This window comes from Rubrivivax sp. JA1026 (assembly GCF_011065555.1).
Lineage (GTDB): Bacteria > Pseudomonadota > Gammaproteobacteria > Burkholderiales > Burkholderiaceae_C > Rubrivivax > Rubrivivax benzoatilyticus.
Genome location: NZ_JAALCQ010000012.1, coordinates 65,646 through 82,980 on the forward strand (window position 1 = coordinate 65,646; position 17,335 = coordinate 82,980).

Sequence of the window (17,335 nt, forward strand, 5' to 3'; positions counted from 1 at the left end):
ATCGGCGCGTCGCCGTCATGGGCTTGACTGAAGTCATGTGCGAGGCGGCGCCGGCCTTTGTCGCCGCAGGGACAGCGCGCCCCGAAACCCGGCTCCTAGAATGAAACGACCGTTCGAAACCGAGCCGAACCGAGGCCTTCCCGTCTCGGAAAACGGCCCCCAGAAGGAGACATCATGGCCGTCCGTTACGACCTCCACGGCGAGGTCGCCGTGCTCACGCTGGACAACCCGCCGGTCAACGGCCTGGGGCTGGCGACGCGGCGCGAACTGAGCGCCGGCCTCGAACGTGCGCTGGCCGACCCCGCCGTCGTCGCGATCGTCGTCACCGGCGCCGGCAAGGTGTTCTCGGGCGGCGCCGACATCAAGGAGTTCGGCACCGACCGGGCGATCGCCGAGCCCAATCTGCATTCGCTGATCCGCCAGGTGGAGCTGGCGGGCAAGCCGGTGGTCGCCGCGATGCACGGCACCTGCATGGGCGGCGGGCTGGAGCTGTCGCTGGCCTGCCATTACCGCGTCGCCGCGCCGGCCACCCAGGTCGCGCTGCCCGAGGTCAAGCTCGGCCTGCTGCCCGGCGCCGGCGGCACGCAGCGCCTGCCGCGCGTGCTCGACGTCGAGACCGCGCTGAACATGATCGTCTCCGGCGAGCCGGTGGCCAGCGAGCTGCTGGCCTCGCTGCCCGGGCAGAAGCTCTTCGACCAGATCATCGAAGGCGAGCTGCTGGCCGGCGCCGTGGCCTTCGCCGCCGCCAAGGGCCACGAACACGCCGGCGGCGCGCCGCTGCCGCGGGTGCGCGACCTGAAGGCGCGCCACGCCAACCCCGACGCCTTCTTCCAGTTCGCGCGCCACACCGTGAAGGCGATGGCCAAGCACTTCCCGGCGCCGGCCAAGTGTGTCGACGCCGTCGAAGCGGCGGTCAAACGCGACATCGACGCCGGCCTGGCCTACGAGCGCGAGCTCTTCATGGCGCTGATGTTCACGCCCGAGAGCCAGGCGCTGCGCCACGCCTTCTTCGCCGAACGCGCGGCCAGCAAGATTCCCGACGTGCCGGAGGACACGCCGCTGCGCCGCATCGCCAAGGTCGGCGTCGTCGGCGCCGGCACGATGGGCGGCGGCATCAGCATGAACTTCCTCAACGCCGGCCTGCCGGTGACGATCCTGGAGACGACGGCCGAGGCGCTGGAGCGGGGTGTCGCGACGATCCGCCGCAACTACGAGGCCCAGGTCAAGAAGGGCAAGCTGAAGGAAGACAAGTACCAGCAGCGGATGGCGTTGCTGACGACGACGCTGTCGTATGCCGACCTGGCCGACTGCGACCTCGTCATCGAGGCCGTCTACGAGGACCTGGGCGTCAAGCAGCAGGTCTTCGGTGCGCTCGACGAGGTGGTGAAGCCCGGCGCCATCCTCGCCAGCAACACCTCGACGCTGGATGTGAACCGCATCGCCGGCTTCACCAAGCGCCCGGCCGACGTGGTGGGAATGCACTTCTTCAGCCCGGCCAACGTGATGAAGCTGCTGGAGGTGGTGCGCGGCGAGAAGACCGCCAAGGACGTGCTGGCCACCGTGATGCAGCTCGCCAAGACGATCCGCAAGACGGCGGTGGTCTCGGGTGTCTGCGACGGCTTCATCGGCAACCGCATGATCGAGCAGTACAGCCGTCAGGCCGGTTTCCTGCTGGAAGAAGGCTGCACGCCGCAGCAGGTCGACAAGGCCGTCGAGGCCTTCGGCTTCGCGATGGGCCCGTTCCGCATGGGCGACCTGGCCGGCAACGACATCGGCTGGGCGATCCGCAAGCGCCGCTACGTCGAGCAGCCGCAGATGCGCTACAGCCAGACCGCCGACCTGCTCTGCGAGATGGGCCGCTACGGCCAGAAGACCGGCGCCGGCTGGTACGACTACGCGCCCGGCAAACGCGACGCGATCCCGTCGCCGGTGGTCGAGGAGATGGTGGCGAAGCACCGCGCCGGGCTCGGCATCACGGCGCGCACGATTTCCGACGACGAGATCGTGCACCGCCTGGTCTACGCGCTGGTCAACGAAGGCGCCAAGATCCTCGAGGACGGCATCGCCAGCAAGGCCAGCGACATCGACATGGTCTACCTCACCGGCTACGGCTTCCCGCTGTGGCGCGGCGGGCCGATGTGCTACGCCGACAGCCAGGGCCTCTTCAACGTCGTGCAGACGATGAAGGCCTTCGGCCGCAACCCGCTGGACGACGCCGGCTTCTGGGAGCCTGCGCCGCTGCTCGCCCGCCTGGCCGCCGAAGGCCGCCGCTTCACCGCCTGAAGCCCCGAACCCGAGGACCGACCATGAGCCAAGCCGTCATCGTCTCCACCGCACGCACGCCGCTGGCCAAGAGCTGGAAGGGTGCGTTCAACATGACCCACGGCGCGACGCTGGGGGCTGCGGCCGTCGCCGCGGCCGTGCAGCGCGCCGGCATCGAGCCCGCCGCCGTCGAGGACGTGCTGATGGGCTGCGCCAACCCCGAAGGCGCGACCGGCGCCAACATCGCGCGCCAGATCGCGCTGCGCGCCGGGCTGCCGGTCACGACCGCCGGCATGACGATCAACCGCTTCTGCTCCAGCGGCCTGCAGACGATCGCCAGCGCGGCCCAGCGCATCGTCGCCGGCGAAGGCGAGGTCTATGTCGCCGGCGGCGTCGAGAGCATCTCCTGCGTGCAGCAGGAGATGAACCAGCACATGCTGTTCGACCCGGCGCTGAAGAAGAGCAAGCCCGAGATCTACTGGACGATGCTGCAGACGGCCGAGAACGTCGCCCGGCGCTACGGCATCTCCAAGGAGCGCCAGGACCGCTACGGCGCGCAGAGCCAGCAGCGCGCCTGCGCGGCGCAGGAGCAGGGCCTGTTCGCCGACGAGATCGTGCCGGTGACGACGGTCGCCGGCGTCGCCGACAAGGTGCTGGGGCTGCGCAGCCGCGAAGTCACGGTCAGCGTCGACGAAGGCCTGCGCCCGGGCACGACTTACGAAGGCATCCAGGGCATCCGCCCGGCGATGCCCGGCGGCGTGATCACCGCCGGCAACGCCAGCCAGTTCAGCGACGGGGCCGGCGCCTGCGTCGTCGTGCACGAGCGTTACGCCGAGCAGAAGGGGCTGAAGCCGCTGGGGCGTTTCCTCGGATTCGCCGTCGCCGGCTGCGAGCCCGACGAGATGGGCATCGGCCCGGTGTTCGCGGTGCCCAAGGTCTTGCAGCGTCTGGGCCTGACGGTCGACGACATCGACCTCTGGGAACTCAACGAAGCCTTTGCGGTGCAGGTGCTGTACTGCGCCGACCGGCTGGGCATCCCGATGGAGCGGCTCAACGTCAACGGCGGCGCGATCGCGATCGGCCACCCCTACGGCGTCAGCGGCCAGCGCCTGACCGGCCACGCGCTGATCGAAGGCCGGCGCCGCGGTGCCAAACGGGTCTGCGTGACGATGTGCATCGGCGGCGGCATGGGCGCGGCCGGCGTGTTCGAGGTGCTGTGAGGCTCGCGGCTGACAAGCCGGCGCGAGAGCCGGCCGCCGGGGCGCGCCCTTGCGCTCATGTCCCCCGTCCCGGCTGCGCCGGGACTCCTCCTTTACTTCGCTCCAGGGCGCGCCCCACCGTCCGGCTCGGAGACGCCGCATGAGCCCTCAGGACTTGTCCGGGGCTCATTCCCGCCTAGCGGGACCGGCCGCCAGGCCGAAGGGTGCGCCAGTGAGCCCTCAGGACTTGTCCGGGGCTCATTCCCGCCTGGCGGGACCGGCCGCAGGCCGAAGGGTGCCAAAGTGAGTTCGCTGCGCGAACACCTGGACGTCCTGCTGCACGACTGGCTGGACGTCGACGCACTCTTCACCCGCGACCGCCACGCCGAGCACTCGCGCGAGACCGTCGGCGCGGTGCTCGACCTGGCCGAGCGCATCGCCGCCGAACGTTTCGCGCCGGCCAACCGCCGCGCCGACGTCGAGGAGCCGCGTTTCGACGGCGAACGCGTGCACCTGCCCGAGAGCACACCCGCCGCGGTCGCGGCCTATGTCGAGTCGGGGCTGCTGGCGGCGTCGCAGGACGCCGAGTTCGGCGGTCTGCAGCTGCCGTGCGTCGCCGAGATGGCGGCCAACGCCTTCTTCAGCAAGGCCAGCGTCGCGATCGCCGGCTACGCGATGCTGACCACCGGCAACGCCAACCTGATCGCCGCGCACGGCACGCCGGTGCAGCGCGAGACCTTCGCACGCCGGCTGTTCGCCGGAGAATGGTTCGGCACGATGTGTCTCAGCGAGCCGCAGGCCGGCTCGTCGCTGTCGGACGTCGCGACCCGCGCCGAGCCCGACGGCCCCGGCCACGAGGCCGATGCGCTGGGCCCGCGTTACCGGCTGCGCGGCCACAAGATGTGGATCTCCGGCGGCGAACACGAGCTGGCGGCCAACATCGTGCATCTGGTGCTGGCCAAGATCCCCGACGAAACCGGCCGATTGCCGCCGGGCGTCAAGGGACTGTCGCTGTTCATCTGCCCGAAGTTCCTGCCCGGGCCCGATGGCCGGCCGGGCCGGCGCAACGACGTGGCGCTGGCCGGGCTGAACCACAAGCTGGGTTACCGCGGCACGACGAACACGCTGCTGAACTTCGGCGAACGCGACGGCGCCGTCGCCTGGCTCGTCGGCCGCCCCGGCGACGGCCTGCGCTGCATGTTCCACATGATGAACGAGGCGCGCATAGCCGTCGGCCTGGGCGCGGTGATGCTGGGCTGGGCGGGTTACGAGGCCAGCCTGGAGTACGCGCGCCAGCGTCCGCAGGGCCGGCCGCTGGGCGCCAAGGACGCGACGCAGCCGCAGGTGCCGATCCTGCGCCACGCCGACGTGCGCCGCATGCTGCTGGCGCAGAAGAGCTATGTCGAAGGCGGGCTGGCGCTGTCGCTGTACTGCGCCCGCCTCGTCGACGAGGCGCGCACCGGCACGCCCGAGGCCGCGGCCGACGCGCGCCGGCTGCTGGAGCTGCTGACGCCGATCGCCAAGAGCTGGCCCAGCGAGTGGTGCCTGGAGGCCAACTCGCTGGCGATCCAGGTGCTGGGCGGCTGCGGCTACACACGCGACTTCCCGGTCGAGCAGTACTGGCGCGACAACCGCCTGAACATGATCCACGAGGGCACGCACGGCATCCAGGCGCTGGACCTGCTGGGCCGCAAGGTGCTGGCCGACGGCGGCGCGGCGCTGAAGCTGCTGGCGACCCGCATCGACGCCACGGCTCAGCGTGCCGGCCAGGTGGCCGGACTGGCCGAAGCCGGCGTCGCGCTGGCCGGTGCTTTGCAGCGCCTGGGCGCGGCGACACGTTCGGCCTGGGCCACCGGGGACGCCGAAGCGGCGACGGCCAACGCGACGCCCTATCTGCAGGCCTTCGGCCACGTCGTCGTCGCCTGGCTGTGGCTGGATCTGGCCGTCGCGACCGGCGCCTCGCGCCCGGGCACACTGGCGGCCACACGCTACTTCTACGCCTACGAGCTGCCCAAGATCGACGCCTGGCTGGCGCCGGTGGCGCGGCGCGAGGCGCTGGTGCGTGAACTGGACGACTCCTGTTTCTGACCGAGGAACCAACGATGGCTGTACGACACCTGGTGATGTGGACCCTGAAGGACAAGGCCGATGCGCCGCGCTTCAAGGCCGAACTCGATTCCTGCGCGGCGCTGGTGCCGGGCATGCTGCACTTCCGCGCCGCGATCGCCGAGCCCGGCTGCGAGGCCAACGTCGACGTGCTGCTCGACTCGACCTTCGCCGATGCCGCCGCGCTGGACGCCTACCAGAACCACCCGCATCACCAGGCGGTGTCCAAGCTGCTGGGCACGCTGCGCCAGACGCGCCACGTGCTCGACTACACGACGGAGGGCTGATGAGCACGCCGGTGATGGACCTCTTCCGCCTCGACGGGCGTGTCGCGCTCGTCACCGGCGGCTCGCGTGGCCTGGGGCTGCAGATCGCCGAGGCGCTGGGTGAAGCCGGCGCCAAGGTGATGCTGACCTCGCGCAAGGCGGCCGACCTGGAGCAGGCCGTCGCCCACCTGGCCGATCGCGGCGTCGACGCACGCTGGGTCGCCGGTGACGCCAGCCGGCCCGAGGACGTGCAGCGCATCGTCGACGAGACGCTGCAGCGCCTGGGGCCGATCGACATCCTCGTCAACAACGCCGGCGCCACCTGGGGCGCGCCGGCCGAGGACCACCCGCTCGACGCCTGGGACAAGGTCATGGACCTGAACGTGCGCAGCCTGTTCCTGTTCTCGCAGGCGGTGGCGCGCGCCAGCATGATCCCGCGCCGTTCGGGGCGCATCGTCAACGTCGCCTCGATAGCCGGTCTGGCCGGCAGCCTGAACATGCAGTTCATCGCCTACGGCACGAGCAAGGGCGCGGTCGTCAACTTCACGCGCACGCTGGCCGGCGAATGGGGCCGCCACGGCATCAACGTCAACGCGCTGGCGCCGGGATTCTTCCCGAGCAAGATGACGCGCGGCACGCTCGAAGCGGTCGGCGAGCAGCGGCTGGCCGCAGCCGCGCCGCTGGGCCGCATCGGCGACGACGACGATCTGAAAGGCGCCGCGCTGCTGCTGTGCAGCCCGGCCGGCAAACACATCACGGGCCAGGTGCTGGCGGTGGACGGCGGTGTCAGCGCCGTGCACGCTGGCTAGGGCTCCAGGAGACGACATGAACAACCAGCAGATCGTGCTGGCCTCGCGCCCGCAAGGCGAAGCGACGGCCGCCAACTTCCGCTTCGTCGAGGCGCCGCTGCCGGCGCTGGCCGACGGCCAGGTGCTCGTGCGCCACCACTACCTGAGCCTCGATCCGTACATGCGCGGCCGCATGAACGACTCCAAGAGCTACGCCGCGCCGCAGCCGCTGGGCGAGGTGATGATCGGCGGCACGGTCGGCGAGGTCGTCGACTCCCGCCACCCGGGCTACGCCGCCGGCGATGCGGTCGTCGGCATGGGTGGGTGGCAGCTCTATTCGGTGGTCGACGGCGGCGCGGCCGGCATGCTGCGCAAGGTCGACACGCGGCTGCCGCTGTCGGCCTATCTGGGCGCCGTCGGCATGCCGGGCGTCACCGCCTGGTACGGGCTGGTGCGCATCATCGCGCCCAAGCCCGGGCAGACGGTGGTCGTCAGCGCCGCCAGCGGCGCGGTCGGCAGCGTCGTCGGTCAGCTCGCCAAGGCGCGCGGCTGCCGCGTCGTCGGTTATGCCGGCGGAGCGGCCAAATGCGCCTACGTCGTGGACGAACTGGGCTTCGACGCCTGCATCGACTACCGCGAACACGCCGACGCACGCTCGCTGGCACGTGCGCTGCGCGACGCCGCTCCCGACGGCGTCGACGGGTGCTTCGAGAACGTCGGCGGCGCGGTGATGGACGCGACGATGCTGCGAATGAACGACTTCGGCCGCATCTCGCTGTGCGGAATGATCGCCGGCTACGACGGCCAGCCCATCCCGATGACCTGGCCGCAGCTCATCCTGCAGTCGCGGCTGACGGTGCAGGGTTTCATCGTCAGCGAACACATGGGCGACTGGCCCGAGGCGCTGCGCGAACTGGCGGCGGGTGTGGCCGGCGGCACGATCAAGTACCGCGAGAGCATCGCCGACGGCCTGGCCGCGGCGCCCGAGGCCTTCCTCGGCATGCTGAAGGGCCGCAACTTCGGCAAACAACTGGTGAAACTCGTTTGATCCACTGGCACTGGCTGCGCTGGGACGACCTGCGCCTGGACGACCTCTACGACGCGCTGGCGCTGCGCTGCCGCGTCTTCATCCTCGAACAAGGGCCGTACCTGGACCCCGACGGCATCGACCGGCACTGCTGGCATCTGCTCGGCCGCGACGACGCCGGCGTGTTGCAGGCCTATCTGCGTGTCGTCGATCCGGGGCTGAAGTACGCCGAGCCGTCGATCGGCCGCGTCATCAGCTCGGCCGAGCGCCGCGGCACCGGGCTGGGCCGCGCGCTGGTCGCCGAGGGCGTCACGCGCTGTCTGGCGGCGTGGCCGGGGCAGGGCATCCGCATCAGCGCCCAGGCCCACCTCGAACGTTTCTACGCCGGCTTCGGCTTCGAGCCGGTCGGCGAGCCTTATCTCGAAGACGACATCCCCCACCTCGAAATGCTGCTGAGGAGCCCCCGATGAACACCGACTGGCAGGGCCGCGTCGCGGTCATCACCGGCGCCGCGAGCGGCTTCGGGCTGGAGACCGCGCGCATCGCTGCCGCACGCGGCATGAAGATCGTCGCCGCCGACCTGCAGGCCGCCGCGCTGGAGGCCGCGGCCGAGGAGCTGCGTGGCCGTGGCGCCGAGGTGCTGCCGTTCCGGCTGGACGTCGCCAAGGCGGCCGAGGTCGAGGCGCTGGCCGCGGCCACCTTCGAGCGTTTCGGCACGCCGCATTTCGTCTTCAACAACGCCGGCGTCGGTGCCGGCGGGCTGATCTGGGAGCAGTCGGCGCGCGACTGGGAATGGGTGCTGGGCGTCAACCTGATGGGCGTGGCGCACGGCGTGCGCGTCTTCGTGCCGGCGATGCTGGAAGCGGCGAAAGCCGACCCCGGCTACCGCGGCCACGTCGTCAACACCGCCAGCATGGCCGGCCTCGTCAACATGCCCAACATGGGCGTCTACAACGTCAGCAAACACGCCGTCGTGGCGCTCAGCGAGACGCTGTACCAGGACCTGTCGCTGGTCGCCGAACGTGTGCACGCCCACGTGCTGTGCCCGTTCTTCGTGCCCACCGGCATCCACGAGAGCGGCCGCCACCGCCCGCCCGAGCTGGCCGCCGACGGCCGGCCGACACGCAGCCAGATGGTCGCCCAGGCGATGATGGAAAAAGCCGTCACCGGCGGCAAGGTCAGCGCTGCCGACGTCGCGCAGTGGGTCTTCGACGCGATGGACGAGAACCGCTTCTACGTCTTCAGCCATCCGCAGACGCTGGGCTCGGTGCGCCAGCGTTTGGACGACCTCGTCGCCGGGCGTAACCCGAGCGACGCCTTCGCCGACCGACCCCAGGTCGGCGACCAGCTGCGCGCGGCGCTGCGCGGCCGGGGCTGAGCGGCAGCGGTTACAGTCCGGGCGCCGGCATGGTGCCGGCACACGTCTTCAGGGCGGGGTGGAACTCCCCACCGGCGGTAGGCGGCTCCGGCCGCGAGCCCGCGAGCGCCCGGCGCAAGCCGGGGTCAGCAGACCTGGTGCGAAGCCAGGGCCGACGGTCACAGTCCGGATGAAAGAAGACGTGCCGCTGTGCCGCGCCCGGCTCCGGCTGGTTGCGGCGTGGCGGCGCGCAGGCGTCCCTGGAACGTCTCCATCCCACTCGAAGGAGCGTCTCCACATGAATCACTCTGTCCACACCCCGGCGCTGGCCGGTTCTCCGTCCACGCTGCGCCAGCGGCTGGCTGCCGCCGCGGCGGCGATGCGCGCCGGCCGCCCGGTGCTGCTCGTCGACGACGACGACCGCGAAAACGAGGCCGACCTGATCGTCGCCGCCGAACACCTCACCGAGGCGACGATGGCGATGCTGATCCGCGAATGCAGCGGCATCGTCTGCCTGTGCCTGCCGCCCGAGGCCATAGCGCGGCTGCGCCTGGCGCCGATGGTCGTTCACAACGGCAGCCGCCACGGCACGGCCTTCACCGTGTCGATCGAGGCGCGCGACGGCGTCACGACCGGTGTCAGCGCCGCCGACCGGCTGACGACGGTGCGTGCCGCCACCGCGCCCGGTGCCGGTGCCAACGCGCTGGTCAGCCCCGGCCACGTCTTCCCGCTGCGTGCCGAAGCTGGCGGCGTGCTGCAGCGCCGCGGCCACACCGAAGGCGCGATCGAGCTCTGCGACCTGGCCGGCCTGCAACGCGCCGCGGTGCTCTGCGAGCTGATGAACCCCGACGGCAGCATGGCGCGTGGCGCCCAGATCGAGGCCTTCGCCGCGCTGCACGGGCTGCCGACGCTGTCCATCGAGGACCTCGTGCAGTGGCGCCAGGGGAGGGCCGATGGCTGATCGCCTGGCCGTCGTCATCGGTGCCGGCCCGGCCGGACTGATGGCCGCCGAACGCCTGGCCGCCGCCGGGCACCGTGTCGAGGTCTTCGACGCGATGCCCTCGGCGGGGCGCAAGTTCCTGCTCGCCGGCAAGGGCGGGCTGAACCTGACGCACTCCGAGCCCTTCGAGCGTTTCGTCACGCGTTACGGCCCGGCCGCCGGCTGGATGGCGCCGCGGCTGCAGGCTTTCGGCGCTGACGCGCTGCGCGCCTGGGCCGCCGGGCTCGGCGTGTCGACCTTCGTCGGCACCTCGGGCCGCGTCTTCCCGGCGGAGATGAAGGCCGCGCCGCTGCTGCGCGCCTGGCTGCACCGGCTGCGTGCGGCCGGCGTCGTCTTCCAGATGCGCCACCGCTGGACCGGCTGGAGCGATGACGGCGCGCTGGCCTTCGACGGCCCGGCCGGGCCGGTGACGCGCCGCGCCGACGCCACGATCCTGGCGCTGGGCGGCGCCAGCTGGCCGCGCCTGGGCAGCAACGGCGCCTGGTGGCCCTGGCTGGCAGCGCGTGGCGTCGAACTCGCGCCGCTGGCGCCGTCCAACTGCGGTTTCGACGTCGCCTGGAGCGAGTTCCTGCGCACGCGCCACGCCGGCGAGCCGCTGAAGTCGGTGGCCATCACCTTCGGCGGCGAGCGCCGCCCGGGCGAATTCGTGCTGACCGAGACCGGCGTCGAAGGCAGCCTGGTCTACGCCTTCTCGGCCGCGCTGCGCGATGCGATCGCGCGCGACGGCCGGGCGGTGTTCGAGCTCGACCTGCTGCCGGCGCGGCCGCTGGAGTGGGTGCGGCGCGAACTGGCGCACCCGCGTGGCAGCCGCTCGCTGGCCTCGCACCTGAAGTCGCGCCTGAACCTGGGCGGCGTGAAGACCGCGCTGCTGTGGGAGCTGGTGCCCAAGGCCGATCAGCACGACGTCGACAAGCTGGCCGCGGCGATCAAGGCCTTGCCGGTGCCGGTGACGGCGCCGCGGCCGATCGCCGAGGCGATCAGCAGCGCCGGCGGCGTGCGCCTCGGTGCCGTCGACGACGCCCTGATGCTGCACGCGCTTCCGGGCGTCTTCGTCGCCGGCGAGATGCTCGACTGGGAGGCACCGACCGGCGGTTATCTGCTGACCGGCTGCTTCACGACCGGGCTCGCGGCGGGTGACGGCGCCGCGCGCTGGCTGTCGCGCTGAGCCCTCGCGCCGGCCGTGGCCACCGCCGGCGGGCGGTCACGGCCGGCCATTAAACTGCGCGCCTTTCGCTTTCCCGGACTTTGCTTTTGGACAAGATCGTTCTGCAGATCGCCGCCGAACTGAAGGTTCGCCCGGCGCAGGTGCTGGCCGCGGTCGAACTGCTCGACGGCGGCGCCACGGTGCCGTTCATCGCCCGTTACCGCAAGGAGGCGACCGACGGCCTCGACGACGTCCAGCTGCGTGAACTGGAGGCCCGCCTGGCCTATCTGCGCGAGCTGGAGGAGCGCCGCGCCGCGGTGCTCAAGAGCATCGACGAACAAGGCAAGCTGACGCCCGAACTGCGCGCCGCCATCGAGGCCGCGCCGACCAAGCAGGAACTGGAAGACCTGTACCTGCCGTACAAGCCGCGCCGCCGCACCAAGGGCATGATCGCGCGCGAAGCCGGCCTCGAGCCGCTGGCCGACAAGCTCTTTGCCGACCCGACGCTGGAGCCGCTGGCCGAGGCCGCCGCCTTCATCAACGCCGACGGCGGTTTTGCCGACGCGCACGCGGTGCTCGACGGCGTGCGCGACCTGCTCGCCGAACGCTGGGCCGAAGACGCGGTGCTGGTCGGCCAGCTGCGCGAATGGCTCTGGGCCGAAGGCCTGTTCCAGAGCAAGCTGGTCGACGGCAAGGACGGCAACCACGCCGACGCCGCCAAGTTCCGCGACTACTTCGACTACGCCGAGCCGATCCGCACCGTGCCCAGCCACCGCGCGCTGGCCGTGTTCCGCGGCCGCACGCAGGAGTGGCTGGACGCCAAGCTGGTGCTGGACGAGGAACTCGTGCCCGGCCAGCCCTCGCGGGCCGAAGGCCGCATCGCGCGCCACCTGGGCTGGAGCCATGCCAAGCGCCCGGCCGACGACCTGATCCGCAAGACCGTCGCCTGGACCTGGAAGGTCAAGCTCTCGCTGTCGCTGGAGCGCGACCTGTTCTCGCGCCTGCGCGAGGAAGCGGAAGGCGTGGCGATCAAGGTCTTCGCCGACAACCTGCGCGACCTGCTGCTGGCCGCGCCGGCCGGCAAGCGTGTCGTGATGGGCCTGGACCCGGGCATCCGCACGGGCGTCAAGGTGGCCGTCGTCAGCGACACCGGCAAGGTGCTGGACACCTCGACCGTCTACCCGCACGAGCCGCGCAACGACTGGGAAGGTTCGCTGCACGTGCTCGGCCGCCTGGTGGCGACGCACGGCGTCAACCTGATCGCGATCGGCAACGGCACCGCCAGCCGCGAGACCGACAAGCTGGCCGCCGACCTGATCAAACGCATCCGCCAGATGGCGCCCGACGTCCAGATCGACAAGGTCGTCGTCAGCGAGGCCGGCGCCTCGGTCTATTCGGCCAGCGAGTACGCGAGCAAGGAGTTGCCCGAGCTGGACGTCAGCCTGCGCGGTGCCGTCAGCATCGCGCGCCGGCTGCAGGATCCGCTGGCCGAGCTGGTGAAGATCGACCCGAAGAGCATCGGCGTCGGCCAGTACCAGCACGACGTCAACCAGAGCGGGCTGGCGAAGTCGCTGGACGCCGTCGTCGAGGACTGCGTGAACGGCGTCGGTGTCGACCTGAACACCGCGTCGGCGCCGCTGCTGGCGCGGGTGTCGGGGCTGTCGCCGGCCGTGGCGGCGAGCATCGTGCGCTGGCGCGACGCGCACGGCGCCTTCCGCAACCGCCAGCAGCTGCTGGAGGTGTCGGGCCTGGGGCCGCGCACTTTCGAGCAGGCCGCCGGTTTCCTGCGCATCCGCGACGGTGACAACCCGCTGGACCTGACCGGGGTGCACCCGGAGACCTATCCGGTCGTGCAGAAGATGCTGGCCGCCACCGGCCGGCCGGTGCAGGAGCTGATGGGCCGCGCCGAGGTGCTGCGCACGCTGAAGCCCGAACTCTTCGCCGACGACAAGTTCGGCGCCATCACGGTCAAGGACATCCTCGCCGAACTGGAGAAGCCCGGGCGCGACCCGCGGCCCGACTTCACGGTGGCGCGCTTCAACGAAGGCGTCGAGGACATCAAGGACCTGCAGCCGGGCATGGTGCTCGAAGGCACGGTCAGCAACGTCGCCCAGTTCGGCGCTTTCGTCGACCTGGGTGTGCACCAGGACGGCCTGGTGCACGTCAGCCAGCTGTCGAACAAGTTCGTCAACGACGCGCGCGAGGTCGTGAAGACCGGCCAGACGGTCAAGGTGCGTGTGCTCGAGGTCGACCTGGCACGCAAGCGCATCTCGCTGACGATGAAGCTGGATGCGGCGCCGCGCCCGGCGGGGGACCGCGGCGGCAACGCCTACCGGCCCGCGGGACGCGACGAGCGTGCCCGCGGCGGCGGCCAGGCCGCCGCGCAGCAGCAGGGTCAGGGCGCGATGGCCGCGGCCTTCGCCAAGTTGTTGACCAAGCGCTCGTAGTTCTCCTGGCCCTGGGCGCGCTGGACGGCCTCCAGCGCGCGGCGGCGGATGTCGTCGTCGATGCGCGCCGCCGGGCGGTAGCTGGCGTCCAGACGCACGGCCACCGGGCTGGGCTCCAGCTGCACCTGCGGCACGCTGATCGGCGACGAGCGCATCAGCGCGAAGATGTCGCGCTGGGCCTGCAGCGCCGGTGACAGCTGCGGCGTGATGCCGGTCTGCGGCAGCGTGACGAACACCGCCAGCGCGGCCATGCCCGTGGCCATCACCGCGCGCGGCCGGCCGATGGCAGCGGCTGCGCTGCGGGCGGCGTTGACCACCGGCGGCGGCACGAGGTCGGCAAAACCGCGGTTCTCGGCGGCGCGTGCCACCGGGCGCGGCGGCTCGCGGTCTTCCGGCGTCAGCAGCAGGCCGGCGCGGCGCACCGCGCGGCCGACGGCCTCGCTGCCGGTCAGCACCGTGAACGGCACCGCGAGCAGCAGCGGCAGGACGAGCGGCGCCAGGTGCCAGACCCCGATCTCGCCGCTGCGCTGGCCCAGCACCGCCAGCGCCAGCAGCGGCAGCGACATCAGGCCGATGCTGACCGCGGCGTCGCGCCAGGCGACCGTGCCGGCCTGCCGCGGCGGCGACTTCCATTCCAGCTTCAGCCCGGTCAGCGCGCCGATGACGAAGGTCGTGTGGGCGAGCATGCGCAGCGGTGCCTGGATCGCCGAGGCCAGCAGTTCCAGCACCGAGCTGGCGAGCAGCGCGGCGGTGCCGCCGAAGCGGCGCGCCTGGCCGGCGGCCAGCACCGCGACGACGCCGAGCACACGCGGCATCAGCAGCAGCACGGCGGTCATGACCCAGAGCACGACGGCGCTGTCGTGCGACATCTCCGGCGGGTCCAGCAGCGTGCCCAGCACGACGAAGCCGATCCACAGCGGCGCGATCGCGTACGACAGCGCGCCGGTGACGAACATTGCGCGGTGCGCCGGGCGCCAGCCCGGTTCGGCCACCAGGCGCGCGTTCTGCAGGTTGCCCTGGCACCAGCGGCGGTCACGCTGCAGCTCGGCGAGCAGGTTGGGCGGGTACTGCTCCCAGGAGCCGTCGAGCTGCGGCGCCAGCCAGACCTCGTAGCCGGCACGGCGCATCAGCGCCGCCTCGACGAAGTCGTGCGACAGGATCTCGCCGGCCAGGCCGCCGCGGCCCGGGATCGGCGCCAGCGCGCAGTGCTTCATGAAGGCTTCGACGCGGATGATCGCGTTGTGGCCCCAGTAGTGCGACTCGCCGAGCTGCCAGAAGGCCATGCCCAGCGAGAACAGCCGGCCGGTGACCCGCGTGGCGAACTGCTGCAGCTGCGAGTGCAGCGTGTCCTGCGCCCGCGCCGTCGGCAGCGACTGCACGATGCCGGCGCGCGGGTTCTCTTCCATCAGCCGCACCATGTCGACCAGCGTGCGGCCGCTCATCGTGCTGTCGGCGTCGAGCACGACCATGTAGCGGTACTGCGAGCCCCAGCGGCGGCAGAAGTCGGCGACGTTGCCGGCCTTGCGCTTGGTGCGCCGGCGGCGCCAGCGGTAGAAGACACGCGCGCCGCCGTCGACCTCGCCGTCGCCCAGCATCGTGCGCAGCCGCTCCCAGGCGGCGACTTCGGCCGCGCGCAGCTTCGGGTCGGCGGTGTCCGACAGCACGTAGATGTCGAACAGCGACAGCGCCCCGGTGGCGGCGAGCGACTCGCAGGTCGCGCGCAGGCCGCCGTACACGGTGGCGATGTCCTCGTTGCAGATCGGCATGATCACCGCGGTGCGTGCGCCGCGGTCGATCGGCGCGTGCGGGCGCTTGAGCGTCAGCGCGTGCGGGTCGCCGCGCAGCATCACCCAGCCGCCCATCAGCGCGGTGACGAAGCCGATCGCCACCCAGGCGAAGAGCAGCGTCTGCAGCAGCGCCTGCGGCCATGGCGTGCCCTCGGGTGTCAGCGACCAGGCGGCGACGGCGAACGCCGCCACCAGCGCCAGCAGCAGCCGGCGGCGCGCCATCGCGGCGGCCAGCCAGGGCGTGTCGCGTGGCACCGCGCCGTAGCTCATGCCGGGCATCGCGGCGAACAGCAGGCCGCGCAGGAAACCGAACCAGGGGTGCGGTCGCATCGGCGAACGCGCGACCGGGGGTGCGGTGCGTAGAGTGGTTTTCATTGGGGTGCGAGGGCGTAGGACCAGGTTTCGGACAGCGTGCGGTCGCCCAGGCGCAGGAACGCACGCAGCTCGAGGGCGCGGCCGGCATCGGCGCGCTCGACATCGATCGAGACACGCCAGCCGCCGCGCGCCGGATTGGGATAAGCGACCGCGCGCAGCGCACGCGCGTTGTCATTGCCGCTGACGACCGCCTCGACGGCGGCGTCGGCCGGCAGCCCGGCCAGCGCCGGGCCGTCGAAGTCGAGGTGGAACTGCAGGCGCTGTGGCGGGATCGGCGCCTCGCGGTAGCCGTGGCCGAAACGCGTCTGCACGACGCGCGCGCCCGGCGGCTGGGTCGCGGCATCGGCGGCCCAGTGCATGCGCCAGCCGATGGCCATCGGCTGTCCCGGGGGCGGCAGCGTCTGCGGCACCCAGTAGGCGGCGATGTTGTCGTGGGTTTCGTCGGGCGTGTGGAACTGCAGCAGCTCGACACGGCCGGCGCCCCAGTCGCCGAGCGGCTCGATCCAGACGCTGGGCCGGCGCTCGTAGGCGGCTTCGAGGTCTTCGTAGCTGGTGAAGCTGCGGTCACGCTGCTGCAGGCCGAAACCGCGCGGGGACTTCAGCGCGAACGAGGTGACGAAGGCGCCTCGCCTCGGGTTGGTCAGCGGACGCCAGATCCACTCGCCGTCGCCGGTGGCGATCTGCAGGCCGTCGGAGTCGTGCACCTCGGGGCGGTAGTCGTCGGCCACCGGCTGGTTCTCTCCGTGCAGGAACATGCTCGACAGCGGCGCGATGCCCAGCGTCGCGACCGGCGCGCGCAGCCACAGCCGGGCCTGCACGTCGACGACGGTCGTCTGCCCGGGCTTGACGTCGAACTGGTAGGCGCCGGCCACACGCGGGCCGTCGAGCAGGGCGTACAGGCGCAGCGTCTGCGCGCCCGGCACCGGGCGTTCGAGCCAGAAGGCGGTGAAGGCCGGGAACTCCTCGCCGTTGCCGCCGGCGGTGTCCACCGCCAGGCCACGTGCCGACAGGCCGTAGCGCTGGCCGGCGCCCAGCGCGCGGAAGTAGCTCGCGCCGAGGAAGACGATCAGCTCGTCCATCACTATCGGCGTGTTCAGCGCGTGGTGCACACGCAGCCCGGCGATGCCGGAGACCACCTCCGACGGCGGCAGCACGCCTTCGTCGCTGAACGCGGCGCGCGGGATCTCCAGCGGCCGGGCCTGGCCGTCGACGATCTCCATCAGCTTCAGCGGCCGCGTGAAGCCGCGGCCGACGTGGAAGAACTGCAGCTCGAAGGGCAGGGCCTCGGGGCGCCACAGGCCCTGGTCGGGGCGGAAGCGGACCTTGCGGTAGTCGTCGTAGCTGAGCTGGGCGAGTTCGGCCGGCAGCGGCGCCGGTTCCCGGTAAGGCTGGCGCGCCAGGGCTTCGGCGTCGCGGGCGACATCGTCGAGGCCGAAGGCGCCGGCCTGGCCGGCCGTCAGGGAGGAGGCGGCGACCACGAGGGTCGTCAGGGCACGCAGCCAGCCGCTGCGGCGCATCACGGACGTCGCTTCAATTTGCATTGCCTTGGAACATAGGGTCGCAACCGCCGCGTGTCG

General features: G+C 71.8%; 13 protein-coding genes and 1 riboswitch. Of the genes, 11 read left to right on the forward strand and 2 right to left on the reverse strand.

What is annotated here, in order from left to right; genetic code table 11:
* Window positions 1-174 precede the first annotated feature (174 nt).
* The 11 genes from G5B56_RS18280 (at window position 175) to G5B56_RS18330 (ending at window position 13,596) form a co-directional block, all read left to right on the forward strand.
* On the forward strand, window positions 175-2,283 hold the full coding sequence (locus G5B56_RS18280) for a 3-hydroxyacyl-CoA dehydrogenase NAD-binding domain-containing protein (RefSeq protein ID WP_164964172.1): 2,109 nt from the start codon (window positions 175-177) through the stop codon (window positions 2,281-2,283).
* A 23-nt stretch (window positions 2,284-2,306) separates the two neighbouring features.
* Window positions 2,307-3,482 (forward strand): acetyl-CoA C-acyltransferase, encoded by a 1,176-nt coding sequence (locus G5B56_RS18285; protein ID WP_164964173.1) that lies wholly within the window; start codon window positions 2,307-2,309, stop codon window positions 3,480-3,482.
* A gap of 282 nt (window positions 3,483-3,764) precedes the next feature.
* Window positions 3,765-5,549: an acyl-CoA dehydrogenase gene (locus G5B56_RS18290; RefSeq protein ID WP_164964174.1), complete on the forward strand. Its 1,785-nt coding sequence runs from the start codon at window positions 3,765-3,767 to the stop codon at window positions 5,547-5,549.
* A gap of 14 nt (window positions 5,550-5,563) precedes the next feature.
* The gene (locus G5B56_RS18295) at window positions 5,564-5,854 is read left to right on the forward strand and encodes a Dabb family protein (RefSeq protein ID WP_014428644.1); all 291 of its coding nucleotides are present in this window, start codon (window positions 5,564-5,566) and stop codon (window positions 5,852-5,854) included.
* Complete coding sequence (locus tag G5B56_RS18300; protein ID WP_164964175.1) at window positions 5,854-6,642, forward strand: SDR family oxidoreductase; 789 nt, start codon at window positions 5,854-5,856, stop codon at window positions 6,640-6,642. The genes G5B56_RS18295 and G5B56_RS18300 overlap by 1 nt, the downstream gene beginning before the upstream one ends.
* A 16-nt stretch (window positions 6,643-6,658) precedes the next feature.
* Complete coding sequence (locus tag G5B56_RS18305) at window positions 6,659-7,669, forward strand: NADP-dependent oxidoreductase (RefSeq protein ID WP_009856989.1); 1,011 nt, start codon at window positions 6,659-6,661, stop codon at window positions 7,667-7,669.
* Window positions 7,666-8,118 (forward strand): GNAT family N-acetyltransferase, encoded by a 453-nt coding sequence (locus tag G5B56_RS18310; RefSeq protein ID WP_009856988.1) that lies wholly within the window; start codon window positions 7,666-7,668, stop codon window positions 8,116-8,118. Before G5B56_RS18305 ends, G5B56_RS18310 begins: the two co-directional genes overlap by 4 nt.
* Window positions 8,115-9,026 carry an SDR family oxidoreductase gene (locus G5B56_RS18315; protein WP_164964176.1) on the forward strand — a complete coding sequence of 304 codons (912 nt, stop codon included), beginning with the start codon at window positions 8,115-8,117 and terminating at the stop codon, window positions 9,024-9,026. The genes G5B56_RS18310 and G5B56_RS18315 overlap by 4 nt, the downstream gene beginning before the upstream one ends.
* Before the next feature lie 40 nt (window positions 9,027-9,066).
* A riboswitch (FMN riboswitch) is annotated at window positions 9,067-9,211 on the forward strand.
* A 92-nt stretch (window positions 9,212-9,303) separates the two neighbouring features.
* Window positions 9,304-9,966 carry a 3,4-dihydroxy-2-butanone-4-phosphate synthase gene (ribB, locus tag G5B56_RS18320; protein WP_009856986.1) on the forward strand — a complete coding sequence of 221 codons (663 nt, stop codon included), beginning with the start codon at window positions 9,304-9,306 and terminating at the stop codon, window positions 9,964-9,966.
* Window positions 9,959-11,170: a TIGR03862 family flavoprotein gene (locus G5B56_RS18325; protein ID WP_009856985.1), complete on the forward strand. Its 1,212-nt coding sequence runs from the start codon at window positions 9,959-9,961 to the stop codon at window positions 11,168-11,170. The genes ribB and G5B56_RS18325 overlap by 8 nt, the downstream gene beginning before the upstream one ends.
* Before the next feature lie 86 nt (window positions 11,171-11,256).
* Window positions 11,257-13,596 (forward strand): Tex family protein, encoded by a 2,340-nt coding sequence (locus G5B56_RS18330; protein ID WP_009856984.1) that lies wholly within the window; start codon window positions 11,257-11,259, stop codon window positions 13,594-13,596.
* On the opposite strand, the gene mdoH is transcribed toward G5B56_RS18330, so the two are convergent.
* On the reverse strand, window positions 13,545-15,758 hold the full coding sequence (gene mdoH, locus G5B56_RS18335; protein WP_164964177.1) for a glucans biosynthesis glucosyltransferase MdoH: 2,214 nt from the start codon (window positions 15,756-15,758) through the stop codon (window positions 13,545-13,547). The two genes, G5B56_RS18330 and mdoH, sit on opposite strands and share 52 nt — an antisense overlap.
* Window positions 15,755-17,275 carry a glucan biosynthesis protein gene (locus tag G5B56_RS18340; protein ID WP_164964218.1) on the reverse strand — a complete coding sequence of 507 codons (1,521 nt, stop codon included), beginning with the start codon at window positions 17,273-17,275 and terminating at the stop codon, window positions 15,755-15,757. Before G5B56_RS18340 ends, mdoH begins: the two co-directional genes overlap by 4 nt.
* Window positions 17,276-17,335 lie beyond the last annotated feature (60 nt).

Excerpts from the sequence above, each read along its gene's own strand:
- G5B56_RS18280 (WP_164964172.1), top strand. The coding sequence starts at position 175 with ATGGCCGTCCGTTACGACCTCCACGGCGAGGTCGCCGTGCTCACGCTG.
- G5B56_RS18285 (WP_164964173.1), top strand. The coding sequence starts at position 2,307 with ATGAGCCAAGCCGTCATCGTCTCCACCGCACGCACGCCGCTGGCCAAG.
- G5B56_RS18295 (WP_014428644.1), top strand. The coding sequence starts at position 5,564 with ATGGCTGTACGACACCTGGTGATGTGGACCCTGAAGGACAAGGCCGAT.
- G5B56_RS18300 (WP_164964175.1), top strand. The coding sequence starts at position 5,854 with ATGAGCACGCCGGTGATGGACCTCTTCCGCCTCGACGGGCGTGTCGCG.
- G5B56_RS18305 (WP_009856989.1), top strand. The coding sequence starts at position 6,659 with ATGAACAACCAGCAGATCGTGCTGGCCTCGCGCCCGCAAGGCGAAGCG.
- G5B56_RS18315 (WP_164964176.1), top strand. The coding sequence starts at position 8,115 with ATGAACACCGACTGGCAGGGCCGCGTCGCGGTCATCACCGGCGCCGCG.
- ribB (WP_009856986.1), top strand. The coding sequence starts at position 9,304 with ATGAATCACTCTGTCCACACCCCGGCGCTGGCCGGTTCTCCGTCCACG.
- G5B56_RS18325 (WP_009856985.1), top strand. The coding sequence starts at position 9,959 with ATGGCTGATCGCCTGGCCGTCGTCATCGGTGCCGGCCCGGCCGGACTG.
- mdoH (WP_164964177.1), bottom strand. The coding sequence starts at position 15,758 with ATGAAAACCACTCTACGCACCGCACCCCCGGTCGCGCGTTCGCCGATG.
- G5B56_RS18340 (WP_164964218.1), bottom strand. The coding sequence starts at position 17,275 with ATGCGCCGCAGCGGCTGGCTGCGTGCCCTGACGACCCTCGTGGTCGCC.